The following is a 19661-nucleotide window of genomic DNA, read 5'->3' as shown; positions in this document are numbered from 1 at the left end:
ATCGTTATAAATTTATATATATTGAGAGTGCCTTAATTAGAATCCGTGAATACGTCTTTGTAGCATAAATACGATAAAAATTAATAACCCGTCTTAACTCTTCATTCTCATCTCCCCAGAAATTGACATCATCAATGTTCTCTGTCAGAAGTTCTGCTATCTTTACAGGACATAACATAGCAACCTTTTGCCATGGCAGCGTATCTTTAGAGAATTCCGGAAAAATATATTTGCTCAAAACAATTTTTGTTGTTGGCAGATCCTGACCTGTATCAGATACCCCATGAATACTTGCCTTATACTCACGCAAATCTGAAAGGTAAAATGTTCCTCGTGCTTTTATTTTATTCGACATAAGGAATAATGAAAACTCATTTGCTTGCCCTTGATACAATTCTGTCTTAAAAACATCTGTCATAAACTTAAAAACATCATTCCTCAGATATTTTTGCTCCAATTCACCAAGTGTGTTGATAAATTGAAGAACACCTTTCCATATCTCAGGCCGGATCCAATGCAAAGCGAACGCAAGTTCGCCTGCGTATCGGTTAAAATCAGAGATACTGTTGTCGCTATACCCATTATAGCAAAGGCCAAGAACAAATTTGGCAATGAGTTTAGGACTTTTAGCAATACTAATGAAGCAATCAAATGTTGAAAAGACGAGATTGTTTTCAGTGACGACTTTGTAGCATTGAAACACTTCGTCCCATTTTTCACTGGATAAAGAAGCGGACTCCAATATATTCTCATATTCTTTTAGTCGGGCTCTTCTGGTGGCAATTCGTTGTGCCACGGTAAGATCTGGAATTTCTAAGTTGTAATATCGGGGAATTACTCTATCTCTGTCATTCTTGTCAGAGAACACTATGAATTGATTGGCTATGTCAGGGTCGGGAAATTCAAACTTCGTAGAATCTGTTGTTTCACGCAAAGGTAATACTTCCCAAGCGTTTGATCGTTGCCCGACAATACAAGCCAACAGTCGCCCAGAATAATTCTGTGGACGTGTAAATATTTCATCGTCAGGATTATCATCTATATCCATTACCACACATGAGTCTGGGCATAACATTTTCGTATCCAATGAATAATGACGAACTCTAAATGATTTCTTATAACTTCCATAAGAGCCTTTTATAGTTACCATTACAAACGAACTTCGATTAAAGGCACGTCTTTCATATAGCATAAACAATCTGTCAAGTAGATCGTTTATGTCGCTCAAAGACATGATTCCATTTGAAGGACGATGAATTTCTAATGATTTTGTATCTTCTATATCATCGCTAATGTAGCTTAGTTTGATAGTTATATCCCCAATACCTTGTGCAAAAACTTTATAATTATATAAGTTTTGGGTACAAAGCATTGCACCATTAGCAACTTCTTTTCCCTCACTATCGAGGACTGCCAATCCTTTAAAAGGTGAAGAAATTACCAATTTTGTTGGAGAACAAGCAGGGGCAAAGATGACGAAAGTACAAACAGAAGGGAAAACATTATTGTCTTCTGTTCGATGTAGGTGAAAAGAATTGTTCCCATTAGATGTTACATCAACTCCTTCCAAATCTAAACAAGAGATTCTGATATTGTTGCTATTTTCCCATTTAATATCGGCATCGTAAAGAGTAGCATCTGATGTAATATACTTTACATCACCCAAATAGAAGAAAGAACGGATATCTTCCTTTCCGTCAGGATATTTTACTCGAATTTGTATACTTTGAGGAATGCTCCCTTCAAGTTCTTTCAGGGGTTGCCATCCACATCCAGTGCCTCTTGTCCTATAACATTTTTCGACATTATGAGTACAATTCTCGCCATTTTCATTAAAAACGTTGATTAAAGGAACTGATGTGAGGAAATTCTCTGTGCTATTCAGACACCAAGATGCTATATTGTAACGATATTCTGCATGATAGGTAGAAAATACATTATCATAGGTCATGATTTCTCCTTGCATATTCTGCAAACGTATCGTATCATTGAAGACGACATAGAAGTATTCTTTATCTAACAAAGTGATGCGCCTTTTTGTTTGGCCATCAATTATACTCCAGTTGTCATCAAAAATGATAATGTTATCTGTATCGGATGTACCATGCTGTACATAATCATCACCATTCTTTATGAATGTCTGTGGGGTTGAAAAGTCTGGTGCATAACAATTACTAACCGTAATTAGCCTTTCTTCTCCATTATCCAGTAATAATTTTACGGGAACAAGCTGCTCTCCCAACCATTCAATGACAACACTATCTTTGCTTACGCAGGTGTATAGCGAATAATCTTCATTATGCTCAACTCTTGCATACCGTGCCACAAATTTTCCGGAAACATGTATTTCAAACCTATAGACCGAAGGTGCTATGGACAACACATCGGAACGTAAGCTATTTTGTGCATTCAAGCTGTAGAGGAGATGGGCTTTTTCATTAGATATTTTCAAGGACCAAGAAAAAGCCATTGGATTTGCTTTCCTACGATGAGAATATATCTTTTGTAAACTGGTATTCAGTTTCTTAAATCGCTCTTCTTTTATATCATACGGGAGAATATCAGATTTGTCTTCGACAATAGACCTTACTACCTGCATACTTACATTATAGATACACTCATTTTGGAATGACTTCGGTAAGTATTTAACACAATCCAAGGTCTCAAAAATAGACGTGTCTTCCCAATTGGAAACACCCCGAGTTATCAATTCCATCATGGCACGCTCTAAGAAGTTCGTGTAGTTTCCCCATGAGCTTTGTATTTGCTTCATAGGTAAACCGCCTTGCAGCAACAATGAATAGAAGTACATGTGACGATTAACACCATACACCTTGCACTTCCATCCATGCATTGCTTGCTTTGCCTGCTTAAATAGTAATTCAGGATCGTCTATACCAGCAGCACGGGCAACTCTCTCTTTACTTGGAGTCCCTCCGTTATATTCTCGACGCCACCATTCTGCGTAAAAAATAGCAGCTTCCCTGGTATACATTTCAAGATTACCTCTAATATATGCGGCACTTAGTGTGTCTTTCAAGTCAAGATATTCTTGTTCTTGTACATGAAGTTTCCATAGAGGAAATTTAATCTTCCCTCCATTCCTTACCATAATTTGAGCAAGAGTCGTATATTCCATGAATCCTCTAAATTTTTGATTTTCTATTTTGGCATATCTTAAAGAGCGTGCCAGATGTCTTTGAAATTATTTCTCTCCTGGCCCAGGCTCCGCTGCTATGAAGTATCCTTGCTTACTATCATCAATCAGCTCGTATCCTCGTTGAGCGGAATCTGGATGAGAGTGAGACTTATTATTCGTTGGTCTATCAATCATTCCACCCATCTCCATATCGGTGATATTGATCATGGTGGCATAGAGATACATGGCCACGGTCATGTGTATGCCGGGCTTCAGGTCGCGTGGCTCGATGACTGGTGCTTGATGGGTGGTATCATTACGCTGCTGGTGTACAAATTCGTAATAGGTTTTCATCTGGTTGAGATAATCCTCTACATCGTAATGCAACTTGTTTACCCCGACAGCCTTGGCTGCGTCGAGGAACTGGACAAAGCCTCCGTCTGTACGCGACAGTTCGTTACCTTTACAGAGATAGTATATCTTCTTCATGTAGGGTTCAAAACCACTCAACAACAACTTCAGCCACTCTTCCATATCCTCGTCACGTCCTATTGTGCGATAGGCTAGGTTGAGGATACGGCGGATCGACTTGATACCATCCAACTTAGAGGTTGTCGTAGCTTCCAACACGCTGAAATACCAGTCGATTACCTCTGTTAATGCACGATAGCGCACACCGCACAACTCCGCGAAATCACTAGCATAAGCCTCGTTGAGCTTTTCTTTCAGCCGCTGCTCGTTGTAAGAAGGATTAAACTGTTCTTCCAAATGCTGGAGCAATGAAGCGTCAATAATCTGGCGCACATTCGGGTCAGTGGCATACCGTAGTTGGAGTTCGCTGGCATTTGCAGTGAGAATGCCGATGATGTCTGACATGTTGTCGTGTATTACCTGCATCTTGGTGTCTTCATCATTGTTGAGCAATGCATCACGCACCTCGTCGTTTACCTGGAGCGAGCTGGCAGCCTGGGTGTACTGTTGCTTCACCGTGTCGGTATCCTTCCATTCTATGCCACCGAGGAAGGTGTTGAAGTCGTCCACTATCTTGTCGAGCGTCTCCATGTTAGGGTCGGGCTGCCCACCGCCCGGCTGTCCTACCGGGATAGGCTCCACCTCAGCATTCTCATTCTTCAGGCGTATCTCCTCGTCGGTCTTCTTCGTCACGCGATACTTGTCAAAGTCAACCAGCTCCAACAGTCCTTCTGCCCAGTCTTCGCGTTTCAGCTTCGGAAGTTTGCGCAGCAGGAAGTGGAAGAAGGTGTTTTTCTTTTCCCACTCTGGTACACCTTCGGGCAGCAGGGCGGCGATGAACTCATACAAACGCACAAACGACTTCATGGCTCCCTTGATCTCTGCTTGGCGGTCTTCGCCGTCTTCCTCGCCTATCTGTACGAAGCGTTCTCGGCATGTGTCGAGTATCGGATCAAGCTCTGTGCGATCGGCACCGCACCAGTACTTCTGGTTGAAGTCCTCTACTTCTTCTTGTTCATAGACCAGGCTCTGGTCGCAGATGTCGAGCAGGTCGCTAGCCTTGTTGATGTCGGTCTCATGGCTCAGCGATGTCTGCTTGTAATACTTCTGGAACGACTTCTCTATATCCTCTGCCGAGTTCACGAAGTCGAGCACATAGGTATCCTTCTTCAGCGGGTGCACACGGTTCAGGCGCGAGAGTGTCTGTACCGCCTTGATGTCGCTCAGCGTCTTATCCACATACATGGTGTGGAGCAGCTTGTTGTCGTAACCTGTCTGAAACTTGTCGGCCACGACGAGGAAGCGGTAGCCATCGGTGTTGAATGTCTTTTCTATCTTCGACGAGGGAAACTGGTTGAGTTGTGCCTCGTCGTAGCTCTTGCCACCATATTCCTTCGTGCCCGAGAAGGCAATGATTGCCTTGTAGGGGCTGTTGCGCTCAGCCAGCAGTCGCTTGATGGCAAAGAAGTAATCGATGGCACGCTCTATACCATTGCATACCACCATGCACCGTGCCTCACCGCCTATCTTGTGGCACACGCTCTCGTGGAAGTGTTCCACCATGATGCGTGCCTTCTTCTTTACCGTTTCGGGACGGCTCTCCACCCATGCACGGAGCTTCTTGGCAGCCTGATCCTTGTCAAACATGGGGTTTGCCTCGGTATTCTTCAGTATCTTGTAGAAGCTGTCGTAAGTGGTGTAATTCTTCGTAACGTCAAGGATAAACCCTTCCTCTATGGCCTGTTTCATGCTGTAGAGGTGGAAGGGACGATGCCCTTTCTCTCCATCAGGCTTGATGTATTCGTCGCCAAACATCTGTAACGTCTTGTTCTTGGGCGTGGCAGTGAAGGCATAGAAGTTGGCATTCTTTGCCATCAGTCGGCCTTCCACCACGTGTTCCATCAGTGTGTTGAGCCCCTCCTCATTGTCTTCCATGCTCACGCCTTTCAGTCCGTGTCCGCTGAGCACCTTGTTGAGGGCACTTGCCATGTCGCCGCTCTGACTGCTGTGTGCCTCGTCGATGATGACGGCAAAACGCTTGTTCCTCAGTTCGGTGCCGATAGTCTGCAAGATGAACGGGAACTTGCACACCGTGCTCACGATGACCTTCTTGCCCTTGTTCAGCGCCTCTTTCAGTGCTTCGCTGTCGTCGGCCCACGTCACGATGTCTTTCTTGGTGATAAACGAGCGCAGGTTATCGCGTATCTGCTTGTCGAGCACCACGCGGTCGGTAATGACCAGCACACTCTCAAAGTGGGGCGTGATGCCGTCAGCCTCTTTCAGGTCTACCAGCTGCTTGGCTGTCCAGGTGATGGTGTTGCTCTTGCCCGACCCTGCGGAGTGCTGTATGAGGTAGCGGCGACCGCTCTCGCTTACACGGGTGTCGGCAAGCAGGGCACGTGTACACTCCAACTGGTGATAGCGGGGCCAGATCACGTTCTCCTTCGTCTTGCCCGTGTCCTCGTCTTTCTCTTTCACCACCTGTGCAAAGTTCTCCAGTATGTCGCTCAGGCTCGCCTTCTGCAGAATTTCTTCCCACAGATAGGCAGTCTTCAGCCCGTTGGGGTTCACGGGATTGCCAGCACCGTCATCTACTCCTTTGTTGAAGGGCAGAAACCACGATGCTTCGCCATTGAGGGCTGTACACATCATCACCTCGTTGTCGTCCACGGCAAAGTGTACGGCACATCGCTTTTTCTGCAGCAGCAGTTCTTTGGGGTCACGGTCGGTGCGATACTGGTGTATGGCATCGGCCACGGTCTGACAGCTGAGGTCGTTCTTCAGCTCCATGGTGATGATGGGCAGACCGTTGAGCATCAGCACCATGTCGATACTCAGTTCGGGGTAAAGCTTGGAGTAGTGCAACTGGCGCACACAGCAGAAGTGGTTGTTCTCGTACAACGCCTTTGCCTGCAAGTTGGCATCGAGCGGCGTGGGAAAGTACAAAATAAACTTGGTGGCATTGTGCTCCACGCCCTGGCGCAGCACATCCACGATGCCACGCTGGGTAATCTGCCCCCGCAGCCGCTCGTAAAACTTACGGGTGTTCACCTCACTGTCGTAGATGCGAGCACGCTGTACCTTGTCGCGTTGGGTGCTCTCAAGGAAGGTGCGCAGCATACCCTCGTCAATGGCGTAATCGGTATTAAAATCCTTGCTTGTGCGCTTTTCGTACCCGCTGTTGAGGAGAACGCTTTCTATCGTTTCCTCCAAACCTTTCTCTGATGTATCTGTAGTCATTTTATTTTGCCTTTAATTGTTTACTTCCCTCACGTCAATTTTGCCTGTTACTGCATCGCTGATGATGCGCTGCTTCAGCTCCTTCAGGTGGTTTATCTGATCGACAAGCTGTGAGGTAAGCATATCAATCCTTTTATTTAGACTGTTGATGGCAGAGACAATGGCGGTCTGCTCTTGTTTTGGAGGAACAAATAGATAATTATTCTTTAGCATATCATAGTTGATATTTTGCCCTTCTCGAATACCCTTCACACAGGTCTTAAGGAGCTGTATAAAAGGAAATGACTTGAACAAGTATCTTGTATAATCATTGGTTAAATCACCCTTTGAACGTAAGATAGTATAAGCAGCACTGATGATGCCTTGATAATGTGCATACTCTATGCCTCCTTGAAACGAACGCAAACTTATAACGAAATCACCAACCTCCACAAACTTTAAGTTCTGGAAGCCCGTATTCACCACAACCACTCGATTGTCATACATTGATTGAGGGATCACACCATGAGCTTGAGTGGCACAAAGTATTGGTTCTTCGGGATGGTTTTTCTCTGTGCGCTCGTCAAAAAGAAATTTCATTTTCCTTACCTCCCAATGCTCTGGTACCTGTCCTATCCATACGATGTTGCTATCCTTCATGGGTGCATCGGGATTGGTGCCGTGCATCACCAAGTGGGCTATCTGTGCCTGCTTCAGTTCGTTTAGCTTCTCTATCTCTTTGGTGGCCTCGGAAATAAAGCGGTCAATCTGCGCGGTCTTTGCATCAAGGAATGACACAATAGCCTGCTGCTCTGGAAGAGGGGGCTCTATAAAAGGAATACTTTTTAGTGCGATTGGAGATAAATCCCACTGATCAACCCTAATACCTTTTGAATACTGAGTAAAAAAAGGTATATATGCTCTACTTCTGATTGCAATACTAAAGAATTTTTTATACGGGAAGTTTAGGTCACATATATAATATGCAGGGCTTACAATTCCTTGATATTCTGACACAGCATATGAGCCTTGCCACGATTTCATCTTATTAATAGCGAATTGACCTACTTTCACTAACTTATATCCCGATAAATCATCAGGGATAAAATTATGGTTTTCTTCCTTAGAATCAACATTTCTAATAATAACACCTCTATCCCTTGTTACTGATAAAAGTATTTCGTTGGGATGTCCTTTATCTGAGACCAGCTTAAGATAGTTCCTTAAATGAGCAAACTTCCAATGCTCCGGTATCTCTCCAATCCAGCTTACCCCAGAGTCTTTATATTTTGGATATTTCTTCATACGTTTTTCTTATTTATAAGGTTCACCACCACCTTTACCATGGTATCCTTCTCCTCTGTCCGACTCTCCGCAATCATCAAGGTGAGTGCCACGAGGGTGTTGTCGCCGATACGCTTAGAGCCGTCAGGGTTGTAAAGAATGCCGTTGTTGTTCATGAACCATAGGAAGAGCGTGGCAGCAATGCGCTTGTTGCCATCGCTAAAACTGTGATTTTTAGTAACGAAATAGAGCAGCATCGCTAGCGAGCAAGGTCGTTCTTGACGGCATAGCCCTTGACGAGGTATTCCTTCAGCACGGTGTTGGCCCATCGACAGAACTCTATGCCACGTTTCGATTTTACTCTATAGCCCACCGACGTAATCATCTCCAAATTATAATAGTCTGTCATGTGGGTCTGCGTCTTGCCTTCCAAAGCACCATGCTGAGTGGTTGTCGCAAATTTTGCGACAACCACTTCGCCCTCCAGTTCCTCCTTGAGCGCATTGTTGATGTGCTTACCAATAGTTTTCACATCGCGGTCGAACAGTGTAGCTATTTGATTACGGTTCAGCCACACCGTCTCGTTCTCCAGTCGCACGTCGATGGTCGTCTGCCCGTCCTGCAACTGATAAATCTTTATCTCGCCTTTACTATCCATGGTTGATTACTTAACATTTAACACCTAACACCTAACACTTAACCTCTATCACTTAAAATTTCTTCCAGCAGTCCATCCGTATTCTTTTCGATGGCGCGAATATCCGCCTTGATGTCGGCTATAGAGCGCAGCTGCACAGGCTTGTAGAAGTATTTGGTAAACGAGAGTTCGTAGCCGACAACGGTTGCATCTTCGTCCACGTAAGCATCGGGAGCGTAGGGTAGCACCTCGTTTTGCATAAAGACATCTATACCGCCTGGGTACAACAAAGGTACCTGCTCTGTATCTTTCAGCTTGGGGTCGGCTTCGCCCTCTACAGCTTTGGCTGAAGGGGCGGTAACGGTGACAAACGGACGGAGCTTCTTGGCGAGCGTCTTCTTCAGCTTCAGCTGGCAAGCATAGCCCTCCCAGTCGTCAAGGGGCGTGTCGGCGGGTACATTCTCTATAGCGGCTTTACACTCTACCTTCTCTGCTTCTTTCAAGCCCACCTCGTCCCAGTTGATGTCTGTGAGAACTCTCAACCTGAGTGGTCGCTGCACGGTAATCTGCCAATAGCCGAACTCACGGTTGTCGAAGATACGGCACTGTTCGGTCTCACGGAAGTCGGTGAGAAGCTGGAGGATAGCCTTGCGTCCCTCCTCGTCGATCTCACAATTCTTGTTGCCCAGGTTCTTGCGCAGCGGGGTGGAGATGCTGGTGGCATCGATGAGCTGCACCTTGCCTCGGCGACGCTCTTCCTTGCGGTTGGTAACTATCCATACGAAGGTGCCGATGCCCGTGTTATAGAACATGTTGAGCGGCACGGCAATAATGGCCTCCAGCATGTCGTTCTCGATGATGTAGCGACGTAGGTTGCTCTCTCCACCACCAGCATTGCCCGTGAAGAGGCTGGAGCCATTGTGTATCTCGACGATGCGTGTGCCCTGTCCCTCGGTCTTCATGCGACTTACGTTGTTGGCAAGAAACAGCATCTGCGGGTCGCCGATGTCGGGAATGAAGCTCTTGTCGGAGTCGGGCCAGTAGAAGCGTGGATCTTGAATGTTCTTCTTCTCGATGGGTTTCAGTCCCCATTTTTCCAAGTCGGCTTTCCAAGGCGTGCCGAAAGGCGGGTTAGAGATGCAGAAGTCGAACTTGCGGCCCGGGTGTCCGTTCTCGCTGATGGTGCTGCCATTGGCAAAGCGGTCGCGCACCACTCCGTTATGGATATAAGAGAAGGTGGTGCTATTGCCACTGAGCATGAGATCCGCCTTACAGGTGGCAAAGGTCTCAGGTTGGAGCTCCTGTCCGAAGAGGCTGGTTTTGAAGCGGCGTCCCTTCTCATTGGTTATTTCTGCAAAGCGTTCCTGCACAATGCTCAGGATGCCGCCCGTACCGCAGGCACCGTCGTAGATGTCGTAAGTGCCGTTCTTTAATTGGTCGGCAACAGGCAGCACGGCAAGGTCGGCGAGCAGTGCCACATAGTCGCGCGGGGTGTAGTGCTCTCCTGCCTCGGTCACGCTGTAGTCCTCGTTGAACTTGCGAAGCAGCTCCTCGAACAGCGTTCCCATGGTGTGGTTGTCGAGCGCTGGTAGCTTCTCATGGTCCTCATCGTCGAGCACAGGGCGCATGCCGAGGTTGATGCTCTTATCGGTCATCTTGTCGATCATCATGCCCAGACGGTGTACGTCGTTGAGCTTCTCCACGTAGTGGCGCAAGTCAAACTTGGTGATCACGTCCTGCACATGCTTGCTGAATCCGTCAAGGTAGGCCCTGAAGTTGAGCAGCAGACGCGTCTCGTCGGTCTCGCCACGCAACATATTCATGGTAAACGGTGAGACATTGTAGAAGGGGTGACGGGTGAGCATGCAGAGCTGGCTCTCTTGGCTCTCTTCGGGCAACTCCCTGAAAGTATCTGTCTTACTAAAGTCCAGCACCTGTTGCTTGGTGTCGGCAAGGAGCAGGTCCAGGCGACGCAGCACGATAAAGGGCAGTGTTATCTTCTTGTAGTCGCCCTTCTCGAATGCTTGTACCAACACGTCGTTGGCAATGTTCCAGAGGAATGTGAAGAGCTTGTTGTATTGTTGTTGTTCCATATTATTATGCTTCAGTTTTTAATTTCTATTTGCAAAGATACAAATTAACAATGCAACAGAGGTGCATTGTTGTGATGATTTTTCTTGCTCTTGGCATGATTAACTCTTCTTGATAGAGCGATGTAGTGAATACAAACGGGAAAATGATCGGGAAGTTCACGTTATTCTTTCTTGAGCATAGCAGTAATGGGTTATTGGTCATTATTCTTAGCAAGGAGATCTTCTACTGTTACTTCCAATATCTTTGCAATTTGAATGAATGTTTCTATATTAGGCTGGGTGGTGTTAGTACACCACTTGGAAACAGTAGTCGGATTGATGCCCAACTGTTCGGCGAGCCACTTGTTGGTGCGCTTATGCTCAACAAGCACGACCTTGATTCGATTGATGTCTTTTGCCATGTCGCTTAGGAATTAAAATGCTTACGGCACAAATATAATGAATTTTTTCGAGAGAAGCCTCTGCTTATTATAAATAATGTGGAATATTCCTTCTTTTGTTGTTTTGACCGTCAAACAACCTTCTTTCTCATCGTGAAAGACTACTTTTTATGGAATGATGCAAAATGGTTGCGCTGTTGTGTATTTACTTTGCAAGCAGAAACAAATATTGTTCTAATTTAATACTAATCAGTTATGAAGAAACTACTGTTAATGATTGCCTTTGTTATGACAACCGTGTGTGCGAATGCGCAGATTATGCGTGTAGATGAGTTGGAGAAGTACGCCAAGGAGAAGTATGGCGACAAGTGGACAGAAGCTGCCGCCAACATCTCGAAGAGCATTGAACTCGACAAGAACAACGCAATGACCTTCGTGCAGGTTATCTCGTGTGACGGGCAGTCAGCGGAGCAGCTGTACGTGAACCTCAACTACTGGTTTACCGCAACCTTCAACGATGCCAACTCTGTGATCAAGTTGAACGACAAGGAGAGTGGTGTCATCATCGCATCGGGCTATATGGCCGACATCGCTGGTCATGCCGGAGGTACGAACTCTTACAACGTGAGTATCAAGCCTGTGATTAGAGTGGATATCAAGGAAGGTAAAATCAGGGTAACTTACTCCATCGATCACTATGACGTGACGGTGCTTGCTGGAGGTGGCATCATGGGGGCACTTGCAGGCTCTATCCCTACAAGGGTTGAGGAGAAATGGGTACTTGACAAGTGTTATCCGTTCACGGAGAAAGATGTCCATCATGCCAAGAGAACATCAAGCAAGGCACTCGTGATGTCTTACGCCTACTCGAATGTGTTGCTCGACAAGATAGAGGAAGCCGCCAAACATGGTCTGGTGGGTAATGAGAATGATAACTGGTAATAGCCACAACTAACATTGAAGTCCTGCAGTTTCTATGCTGCAGGACTTTTTTTGCTCTACAAGAAAAGGCTCCTTTCAAGGTTCATCACTTTGGATATATAACTTCCATCTTCCGCATACCTAATCCTATTCAGGAACTCGTAATAGTTGCCACCTTTGTACTTATACTGCACATAATCCTTATAGGCCTTCACGCTTTCCTCCCATGAGTTGAAGGTGTAGTAGCTGCCATTGCTGGGACGGCGGAGTCCGAAGAGGTTGTTGTTCTCTAAGCATACCCGTGAAGTGAAATAGCCTGTTTCAAGCAGAGCTTGTGCGGCAACTATCTGTGGGAACTTTACATCATACTGCCGGAGAACAGCCATCAGGTTCTCGATGTTCAACTCCTTGTCGGGCTTTGTCCCGAATCTAACGTATGCCATCTTATCCTGTAGCTGCGTGATGTAACCGTTAAGATAATCCACGAAAATATTGGGATCGACGCTCTTCCCACCTCTCCTGATTCTGATATGGAGGTGTGGGCCGGTGCTTTTGCCTGTGTTTCCTGATATTCCTACGATGGTTCCTGCCGAAACGGCATCGCCAGTTCTTACGGTTATCTGGTCAAGATGGCCATACAGACACTCAAAGATGCCATGTTCCAATACAACATAGTTGCCATAACCTCTGTTCCCGAAATGTACCTCCTTGATGATACCGGGCAGCATCGCATAGACTCGTGCATGGTTGCATTGCAGGTCTATGCCGTCATGGAACGCCGTGCATCTACTTACAGGGTCTTTGCGATAGCCGAAAGCTGAATTGAGTTTCAAAAAGTCGAGCGGAAGGCAGACATTCAAGCGCTGGCTAATCAGATTGAAAAGTAGGGAGTCCTTCACATTGACAAACAGTGGTACGTCCTTCTCAATGGTGATTTCAAATCCATGGCCAGTTTGAAAGGTTACTTCAGGTCGCTTTGCACTTATGCTGTCTGCTTTTCGCCTTGTAACCGCTTGTTTTTCAACCTTTACCTGTTTGCGAACTACCTCCGGACGGAGGGTATAAAACTGCGCTGCCATCCTTATGCTAATTGTCATAGCGACAAAAACCAATAGAAATAATCTGTATCGTCTCATCTTATCATATTGCTTTTTTAATAATTTTGTTTGGCGAGAAGCCGTAAGACTTCTTTCGACAAATTTACCGATAAACATTCAACGTATGGAAGATGTGATGACTTTTCAAGCTCAGGGAGCTGTCTTAGAGAAACTGATGCTGTTGGGTATCGACAGGGAAAAACTGGAGTTGATGCCTGATGGTCTGAAAGTTCCGCTGCTTCGTGGGGAGGTAACGCCTGTCTTCGTGGCCAACATGGAAACATCAAATGGCAAGGTGATACAGTTACCGCTTAAAGCCCAGTTCGTGCTGGATGAAAACGACCAAGTGATGCTGATGACTTATCCGCTTCGCCGGGAGATTGCCAACGAGCTGAATCTCAATCAAACTGAACTCCAGCGTGTGCAGTCGGGCGATGTAGTCCGTAAGGAGGTGGACGTGGAGGGAGAAAGGAAAGTAAAATTTATCCAGTTGGATAAGGAAACCAACTCGCTCATGCACCGTGACGTGGCCAGTGTGTCTATCGAATCGGAACTGATGACACGGGACAAGGTGAAGGACATCGAACTCGGGGCTAACCAGAAGGAGGCTCTGCAGGAGGGAAAGCCCGTGGAGCTTTCGCTCGGCGACACTAAGGTAACGGTGGGTGTGGACCTGCGTGAGCCACAGGGCTTCAAGGTGGTCAATGGCGACATGAAGGAATGGGAACGCCTTCAGCAGATGCGCTACGATGATACCCACGAGGATTTTATAGGGTATGTGATGACCGACGAGAACCGCTGGGAATACCAGAAGGTGGTGGAACGCCAGACAATGACCAACAACCCCTCTGAGTCTATCGAAAAGAAACAGCGTACTGGCTTGATACGATAACTCCGGACTAAGAACCATTCTCCCAAACAAGGGATTCTTTAATATTCTGCTCCCGGCTTGTCACTTTCATAAGAGCCAGCGAGTGCTTTAACATTCTTCTTTGTTGGCGAGTTCTTCTGTTGTAGAACCGTAGCGTTAAAGCATATCACGACAAGCAAGGTGGGTAGAAAGAAATACAAAAATCTTGATTACGACTACATCGTCAGCTCCGTGGCTGGCTATGCCAAGGTTGCTCCCATTGCCCGAAAGGTAAAGGCTGGGGACGATATGGCCATTGCCAAGGCAGCAGCGATGATGACGGCTGCCGTCAGGAATGTCATGCCTAAGGACAAGCAGGTGGTACTGGTACCCATTCCCAACCGCACGGGCAGGGCGGGTTACACCAAAACGCTTGCCGAGAAAATCAGCGAGGCACTGCATCTACCTGTCATCGACGCATTAGCAAGCAATACCCACGAGCCGCTTTATCTGGTGAAGAAAGCCAATGGCTCGATCGATGAAGTGCCGCTCTACTTCTATCGCATCCGAAGGGTGCCCAGAGACAAGATACCCATTCTCATTGATAATGTACTCGACACCGGGCACACGGCAATGGCTGCCTATGAAGCGATAGGCAGGCAGGACACGCTGATGGCGGTGCTCGGTGATACGCATAAGTTCACGCCCAACAAATGGAAAACGGATATTTACCCTTTAATTGACAACAATATGGCAAGCAAGAAAAAAGAAGAGGTGCAACAGCAAGCTACCCCGAAGGAAGAGCCGAAGGCTCAGACTGAGAAAAAAGCTGCAAAGAAAACCGCGAAGCTCCCGAAGTCAAAGACGCTGGCAGAGCTGTACGAGAACATGAAGGAGAAGCATCCTGATGCCGTCCTGCTCTTCAGGACGGGAGATTTCTACACGGCCCTGAACGCTGATGCCTCCAAGGTGGCTGACACCTTGTCCATCAAGCCAACAAAACCGGCAAAGGCAGAGGACGGCCCTCTGCAAGTCACATTCCCTCATCATGCTTTGGACACAAACCTGCCAAAACTCATCCGTGCCGGTCTTCGAGTGGCCATCGTGGACAGTCTGGAGAAGAAACAAAGCGTAGAGAAATCCACATCGGTAAAAACGGAAACAAAAGCACAGGAAACAAAAGTGCAGGAAAAGAAAGAGGAAGGAAAGAACGTGGACAAGTCGGCTTCCGCCAAACAGGAGCATCAGCCGCGTGAGCCGCAGATGGTAACGGTCAATGGCGACAAAGTTTCCCATGCCCATGCCTTCCAGTCCAAGGTGAATCCTGCCGACTGGTTCTATGTGGCTCAACTCAACGGCAAGCAGCTCAACCCTATGAAGATGGACGCTGCCGACATCGCAGCCTATCAGAAACGGGAGGCGAAGGTGGAGGACATGATGCAGAAATACTATCCGACGAAACTGGCTCCCAAGGTGTCTGCCGAGGAATACAAAGCTGCCAACATTCTATCTGACGGCAGGGTAATCGACAAGATGACGGTGTATAAGGAGAAAGATGAACAGCGTGCCGACTATGGCAAGTACAAGCTCTACGCACAGGTGGGCGACCAGCGCATGTCCGTACCCATGACCAAAGCGGACCAGAGTGCTTTCTTCGACCGCGTGACGACACCGGCGGCATTGGTAGAAAAGAACTTTGGTGAACGGCTGCACCTGGCATCCGCCTACGCCATCTATCAGCTCCCAGCCAACATCAAGGTGGAGGACATCCGGGTGGCGAAGGACAACATGGACGGTAAGTGGAAGATTTCGGCTGCCGTGGGCGAAAATGGGCGCACGGACAAGAAAGCAATTTCCTTTGACGACGGCTTTTCTCTCTTCCAAGCCAAGACCGTCACACGGGAGCAGCTGGCCGCCAAATATCTCTCGGACGACATCAAGGTGCTGTCGGGACAGAAACAAGCCATCAGCAACGGACTGAAGATGTAGAGCTTGGTTATGGTATAGTGAGTATGAATTACAAAATACAGGCAAAATAAAATCAAAGAAAATGGCATATAGTTTTGAAGAGCTGGTCCAGCTCAAACAGGACAGACGGATCGGGTGGCTGCAGTTCACGCTCGAAGGCGAGCATGCGGACGGCTTCATGCAGTGGTGCAAGGAACACAACACGCATCCGAGTGAAGATACCGCAGAGTTCTACATGGAGTCGGTGGAACTGAGTATGCAGGACAAGCAAATCTTGGCAGAGGACGACTATGACTACAGCTGGAACTGAAACAAAGACGCTCGGTCAGAAAGCCGTGGACAGGTTCACGGAGATGATGATTGGGCGCATGGAACAGATGAAGTCCGTGGGCTGGCACAAGGAGTGGATAGGCGGTGCCACCGCCCCCGGTGCCATGCCTCAGAATGTGTCCGGGCGTGGATATTCGGGAAGTAACTCTTTCTTCCTCCAACTGGACACGGCTCTCCGTGGCTACTCAATGCCCGTGTATCTCACCTTCAAGCAAACCAATGACTTGGGAGCGTATGTCAAGAAGGGCGAGTCGGCCATGCCGGTGCTCTACTGGGACATCATGGCAAGGGACAAGGACGGACGCAAAATCACCAAAGACACCTACCGCAAGATGAGCCTTGCGGAGCGGATGCAGGTGCAGACCATTCCATTCCTAAAGGCCTACAATGTGTTCAATGTTGATCAGACCAATCTGGCTGAGGTGAAGCCTGATAAGGTGGAAGCACTCAAAAAGCTATTTGCACCGCCTGAACTGCGTGATGCAGAGGGGATGTTTACAAGCAAGGCACTCGACCGTATGTTTGAGAAACAGGAGTGGATTTGTCCTATCCAATATGACAAGCAGGTACCCGGTGCATACTTTTCTCCCTCCAAGGACATCATCGTCATTCCAAGGAAAGAACAGTTCAACATCGGCAAGACACCGGAGGAAGTGTATAAGGACGGTATGGAATACTACTCCACGGCCCTGCACGAGATGGCTCACTCCACGGGTACGGAACCTCGGCTGAACAGGGGCAGCCATGAGAAGTTCGGCGACGCGAAATACGCCAAGGAGGAACTGGTGGCTGAGCTGACGGCGGCGATGGTGGGCAACTCGATGGGCTTTGACAAGCGTATCCTGAATAACAACGCTGCCTACCTCGACGGTTGGATCTCCACGCTAAAAGAGAATCCAAAGTTCATCGTATCGGTGATAGCCGACGTGAACAAGGCTGCCAACATGGTGCTGGAAGAGGTGGACAAGCAGAAGATGGCTTTGGGCGAGGAACCTTTGCTCGACAAGAACAGGAATCAATCTACCGAAGCCCCTAAAAACAAGATTGTCTTTGAGAACGCTTCGATTATCAAGCAGAACGACGGGGACTATGCGGTGCGTGCCTCCTTCCAAGGCAAGGAGCTGGGACTCAAGCCGATTGATCGGAATGTGGGCATCCTCTATTTCTCTCTGTCGGAGGAAGCGGAGAAGGCTCGCCTGCTCTCTCGCACGCTGGAAAAGAGCTATGGCGATGTGGTCATGGCACAGACTCAGCAGCAAGCTCATCGTGTAAAAATCTAACCTTTATACTTGTAGGCAGTTATGAAACAGACAGTAAACTTCAAAGACCTTAAAACAAAGGTAGGCGTAGATGATATAGCCTATTATCTGGGCTATCGTCTCGACCGCTCGGCTGGCGTGGGCAGATATATTGAAATGGTCTTGCCTGATACCACCGGACATAAGGATAAGCTCATCATCAAGAATCCAAAGGAGAAGGCCGCACAGACTTATTTTCGCCGTAACGGGGCGAAAGGCGGGGATGTAGTGTCGCTGATTCGTGAGAATCTTAACAGCTTCCACGAGTCCGGCAGGAACGAGTGGGAAATCATCGGTAAGGTGATGGCCCGCTTTGCCAACGAGCCGATTCCCGACTATGGGGATAGCCTGTATCTTGCGAAAGCCGGATATAGCGACAACCGTGTGTTCGATCCTAAACTCTACGAGACGAAGGAGATAGGCAGTGATTTGTCGGAGGTAATGGCTTTCTTTGCCCAGCGTGGCATCAACGAGGAGACGGTGGCTGTCTTCGCTCCGTTCATCAAGCAGATAAGGGACAGCTGCCACACCACCTACAAACAGTTCAACATCGGTTTCTCTTATACGGAGGCTGGTAAGGACAAGGTGGTGGGCTATGAGATACGAGGCTTCGGTTCATTCAAGAGTAAGGCTGCCGGTACCAACTCGACGACGGGCGCATGGATAGCTGATCTCTCACAAGGTGGAGAGCCTGCTGACATCCGAAATGTGTATTTCGCAGAGAGTGCCTACGACATCATGGCGTTCTATCAGCTGAATCACCTTCGGTTAGATGCTGCACATTCGGTGTTCGTGTCGCTGGGCGGTACATTCTCTGACGGACAAGTCAAAGGCATCATGTCGCATTACTCTGAAGCCAAGGCGATGGACTGTTTCGACAATGACCTTGCTGGACGCATCTATGGCATCCGCATGGCTGCCCTGTTGGAGGGTATTCGCATGAATATACATAAGGAAGATAGCGAGGTAAAAATTACCATTGGTGATAAGAACTTTAACATTCCTAACGACCAATTGTCGATCCGTGAGCTTCGCAAGCATGTCCACATCCGCTATAACGTAGGTGAATGGAAGGCTGCCGAGAACTACAAGGACTGGAACGACCAGTTGATGGGTAAGCAGTTGGAAGTTGTGCCCATAGAGAATAAGTTTGCAAGGGACCGCAATCTGGCTGACCGCCGAGAGAAAGGAGTGTGCTTATGAAACGAATTTTCATCATATCGTTGTTGGGCGGTTTGACTTTCTGTCCTCTGATGGCGCAGCAGACGGACCCGATGCTGACGGGTGCCGTGGTAGCGCAGAGCGAGATGCTGAAAAAGATTTTCAAGGACCGCGAGAAGACACAGAAGAAAATCATTGCAGCGGAAACAGCGGTCACTGTGGCCATGGACAGGATGCACAAGGTGGAAGATAAGATGCTGGAGTATCTTTCCAATGCCCAGGGTGCCATGCAGAACCTTTATCAGATCAAGCGGGCGGCAGAGTTGACGACGGTGGAGATTCCACGAAACATGAGCCTGTTGCGCCAGTCACTGCCTGGCCATCTGAAAGGTACGGCCATTGCACTGTTGGTTTCTGACGAGCTGACGGATGCTGCTACGCAGATGGCTTCGCTCTATCCGTTCATGCAACAGCTGGTGACAAGCGGCACTTACAATGTGAGTGGCTATGATGCCACGGGCAAGCCCATCAATGAGAAGCATAAGGTAAACCTCCTCTCTTCGGCGGAACGGTATTATATTGCCAATGAGGTGGTAACGAAACTGGAGACCATCAATACTGACCTTTGGTTGCTGGCATGGCAGGTAAGGACATACTCGTGGAATGACCTTTGGTTCGGGCTTGATCCAGAAGGCTGGGCCACGGTGATGTCGGGGAAGGCGATTGTGGATGGACTGGTCTATGAGTGGAAATATATCTGACAGGCCTGAATATGGGCAATTTTCTGTACTTTTGCACTCGCTACACTTTGTT

General features: G+C 47.7%; 13 protein-coding genes and 1 pseudogene. 7 read left to right on the top strand and 7 right to left on the bottom strand.

Features of this window, described 5'->3' with window-relative positions:
- Positions 1-4: 4 nt before the first annotated feature.
- From ACZ48L_RS02395 to ACZ48L_RS02370, 6 genes and pseudogenes are all read right to left on the bottom strand, one after another.
- Complete coding sequence (locus ACZ48L_RS02395; RefSeq protein WP_025791106.1) at positions 5-3139, bottom strand: hypothetical protein; 3135 nt, start codon at positions 3137-3139, stop codon at positions 5-7.
- Positions 3140-3205: 66 nt separating this feature from the next.
- Positions 3206-6850: a type I restriction endonuclease subunit R gene (locus ACZ48L_RS02390; RefSeq protein ID WP_025791108.1), complete on the bottom strand. Its 3645-nt coding sequence runs from the start codon at positions 6848-6850 to the stop codon at positions 3206-3208.
- Between the two features lie 12 nt (positions 6851-6862).
- Positions 6863-8134 (bottom strand): restriction endonuclease subunit S, encoded by a 1272-nt coding sequence (locus ACZ48L_RS02385; RefSeq protein WP_455077909.1) that lies wholly within the window; start codon positions 8132-8134, stop codon positions 6863-6865.
- A pseudogene (rhuM, locus tag ACZ48L_RS02380) lies at positions 8131-8771 on the bottom strand (RhuM family protein). Before rhuM ends, ACZ48L_RS02385 begins: the two are co-directional and overlap by 4 nt.
- Positions 8772-8809: 38 nt before the next feature.
- Positions 8810-10843 carry a class I SAM-dependent DNA methyltransferase gene (locus tag ACZ48L_RS02375; protein WP_464722002.1) on the bottom strand — a complete coding sequence of 678 codons (2034 nt, stop codon included), beginning with the start codon at positions 10841-10843 and terminating at the stop codon, positions 8810-8812.
- A gap of 191 nt (positions 10844-11034) precedes the next feature.
- On the bottom strand, positions 11035-11244 hold the full coding sequence (locus tag ACZ48L_RS02370; protein ID WP_025791114.1) for a helix-turn-helix transcriptional regulator: 210 nt from the start codon (positions 11242-11244) through the stop codon (positions 11035-11037).
- A 234-nt stretch (positions 11245-11478) separates the two neighbouring features.
- Between ACZ48L_RS02370 and ACZ48L_RS02365 the strand changes: the two genes are divergently transcribed.
- The gene (locus tag ACZ48L_RS02365; RefSeq protein WP_025791116.1) at positions 11479-12165 is read left to right on the top strand and encodes a DUF4468 domain-containing protein; all 687 of its coding nucleotides are present in this window, start codon (positions 11479-11481) and stop codon (positions 12163-12165) included.
- Between the two features lie 56 nt (positions 12166-12221).
- Here the strand turns inward: ACZ48L_RS02365 and ACZ48L_RS02360 are convergent, their stop codons facing one another.
- Entirely contained in the window at positions 12222-13280 is a 1059-nt protein-coding gene (locus ACZ48L_RS02360) for a peptidoglycan DD-metalloendopeptidase family protein (RefSeq protein ID WP_061450564.1), read from the bottom strand.
- 85 nt (positions 13281-13365) lie between these two features.
- On the opposite strand from ACZ48L_RS02360, the gene ACZ48L_RS02355 reads away from it, so the two are divergent.
- The 6 genes from ACZ48L_RS02355 (at position 13366) to ACZ48L_RS02330 (ending at position 19609) form a co-directional block, all read left to right on the top strand.
- Complete coding sequence (locus ACZ48L_RS02355) at positions 13366-14133, top strand: DUF4099 domain-containing protein (protein ID WP_025791118.1); 768 nt, start codon at positions 13366-13368, stop codon at positions 14131-14133.
- A 159-nt stretch (positions 14134-14292) separates the two neighbouring features.
- Positions 14293-16080: a MutS N-terminal domain-containing protein gene (locus ACZ48L_RS02350; protein WP_025791120.1), complete on the top strand. Its 1788-nt coding sequence runs from the start codon at positions 14293-14295 to the stop codon at positions 16078-16080.
- A gap of 61 nt (positions 16081-16141) precedes the next feature.
- Positions 16142-16369, top strand: a complete 228-nt coding sequence (locus ACZ48L_RS02345; protein WP_004382186.1) for a hypothetical protein — start codon at positions 16142-16144, stop codon at positions 16367-16369.
- Positions 16350-17669: an ArdC family protein gene (locus ACZ48L_RS02340; RefSeq protein WP_464722001.1), complete on the top strand. Its 1320-nt coding sequence runs from the start codon at positions 16350-16352 to the stop codon at positions 17667-17669. Before ACZ48L_RS02345 ends, ACZ48L_RS02340 begins: the two co-directional genes overlap by 20 nt.
- Before the next feature lie 21 nt (positions 17670-17690).
- On the top strand, positions 17691-18890 hold the full coding sequence (locus ACZ48L_RS02335; protein ID WP_278537311.1) for a toprim domain-containing protein: 1200 nt from the start codon (positions 17691-17693) through the stop codon (positions 18888-18890).
- Complete coding sequence (locus ACZ48L_RS02330) at positions 18887-19609, top strand: hypothetical protein (RefSeq protein WP_025791122.1); 723 nt, start codon at positions 18887-18889, stop codon at positions 19607-19609. The genes ACZ48L_RS02335 and ACZ48L_RS02330 overlap by 4 nt, the downstream gene beginning before the upstream one ends.
- The last annotated feature ends 52 nt before the right edge of the window (positions 19610-19661 follow it).

The organism is Prevotella histicola, assembly GCF_055385135.1.
This window is presented reverse-complemented; position numbering and strand designations above follow the sequence as displayed.

Coding starts and splice junctions, on each gene's coding strand:
- ACZ48L_RS02395 (WP_025791106.1), bottom strand. CDS start 3,139: ATGGAATATACGACTCTTGCTCAAATTATGGTAAGGAATGGAGGGAAG.
- ACZ48L_RS02390 (WP_025791108.1), bottom strand. CDS start 6,850: ATGACTACAGATACATCAGAGAAAGGTTTGGAGGAAACGATAGAAAGC.
- ACZ48L_RS02385 (WP_455077909.1), bottom strand. CDS start 8,134: ATGAAGAAATATCCAAAATATAAAGACTCTGGGGTAAGCTGGATTGGA.
- ACZ48L_RS02375 (WP_464722002.1), bottom strand. CDS start 10,843: ATGGAACAACAACAATACAACAAGCTCTTCACATTCCTCTGGAACATT.
- ACZ48L_RS02370 (WP_025791114.1), bottom strand. CDS start 11,244: ATGGCAAAAGACATCAATCGAATCAAGGTCGTGCTTGTTGAGCATAAG.
- ACZ48L_RS02365 (WP_025791116.1), top strand. CDS start 11,479: ATGAAGAAACTACTGTTAATGATTGCCTTTGTTATGACAACCGTGTGT.
- ACZ48L_RS02360 (WP_061450564.1), bottom strand. CDS start 13,280: ATGAGACGATACAGATTATTTCTATTGGTTTTTGTCGCTATGACAATT.
- ACZ48L_RS02355 (WP_025791118.1), top strand. CDS start 13,366: ATGGAAGATGTGATGACTTTTCAAGCTCAGGGAGCTGTCTTAGAGAAA.
- ACZ48L_RS02345 (WP_004382186.1), top strand. CDS start 16,142: ATGGCATATAGTTTTGAAGAGCTGGTCCAGCTCAAACAGGACAGACGG.
- ACZ48L_RS02340 (WP_464722001.1), top strand. CDS start 16,350: ATGACTACAGCTGGAACTGAAACAAAGACGCTCGGTCAGAAAGCCGTG.
- ACZ48L_RS02335 (WP_278537311.1), top strand. CDS start 17,691: ATGAAACAGACAGTAAACTTCAAAGACCTTAAAACAAAGGTAGGCGTA.
- ACZ48L_RS02330 (WP_025791122.1), top strand. CDS start 18,887: ATGAAACGAATTTTCATCATATCGTTGTTGGGCGGTTTGACTTTCTGT.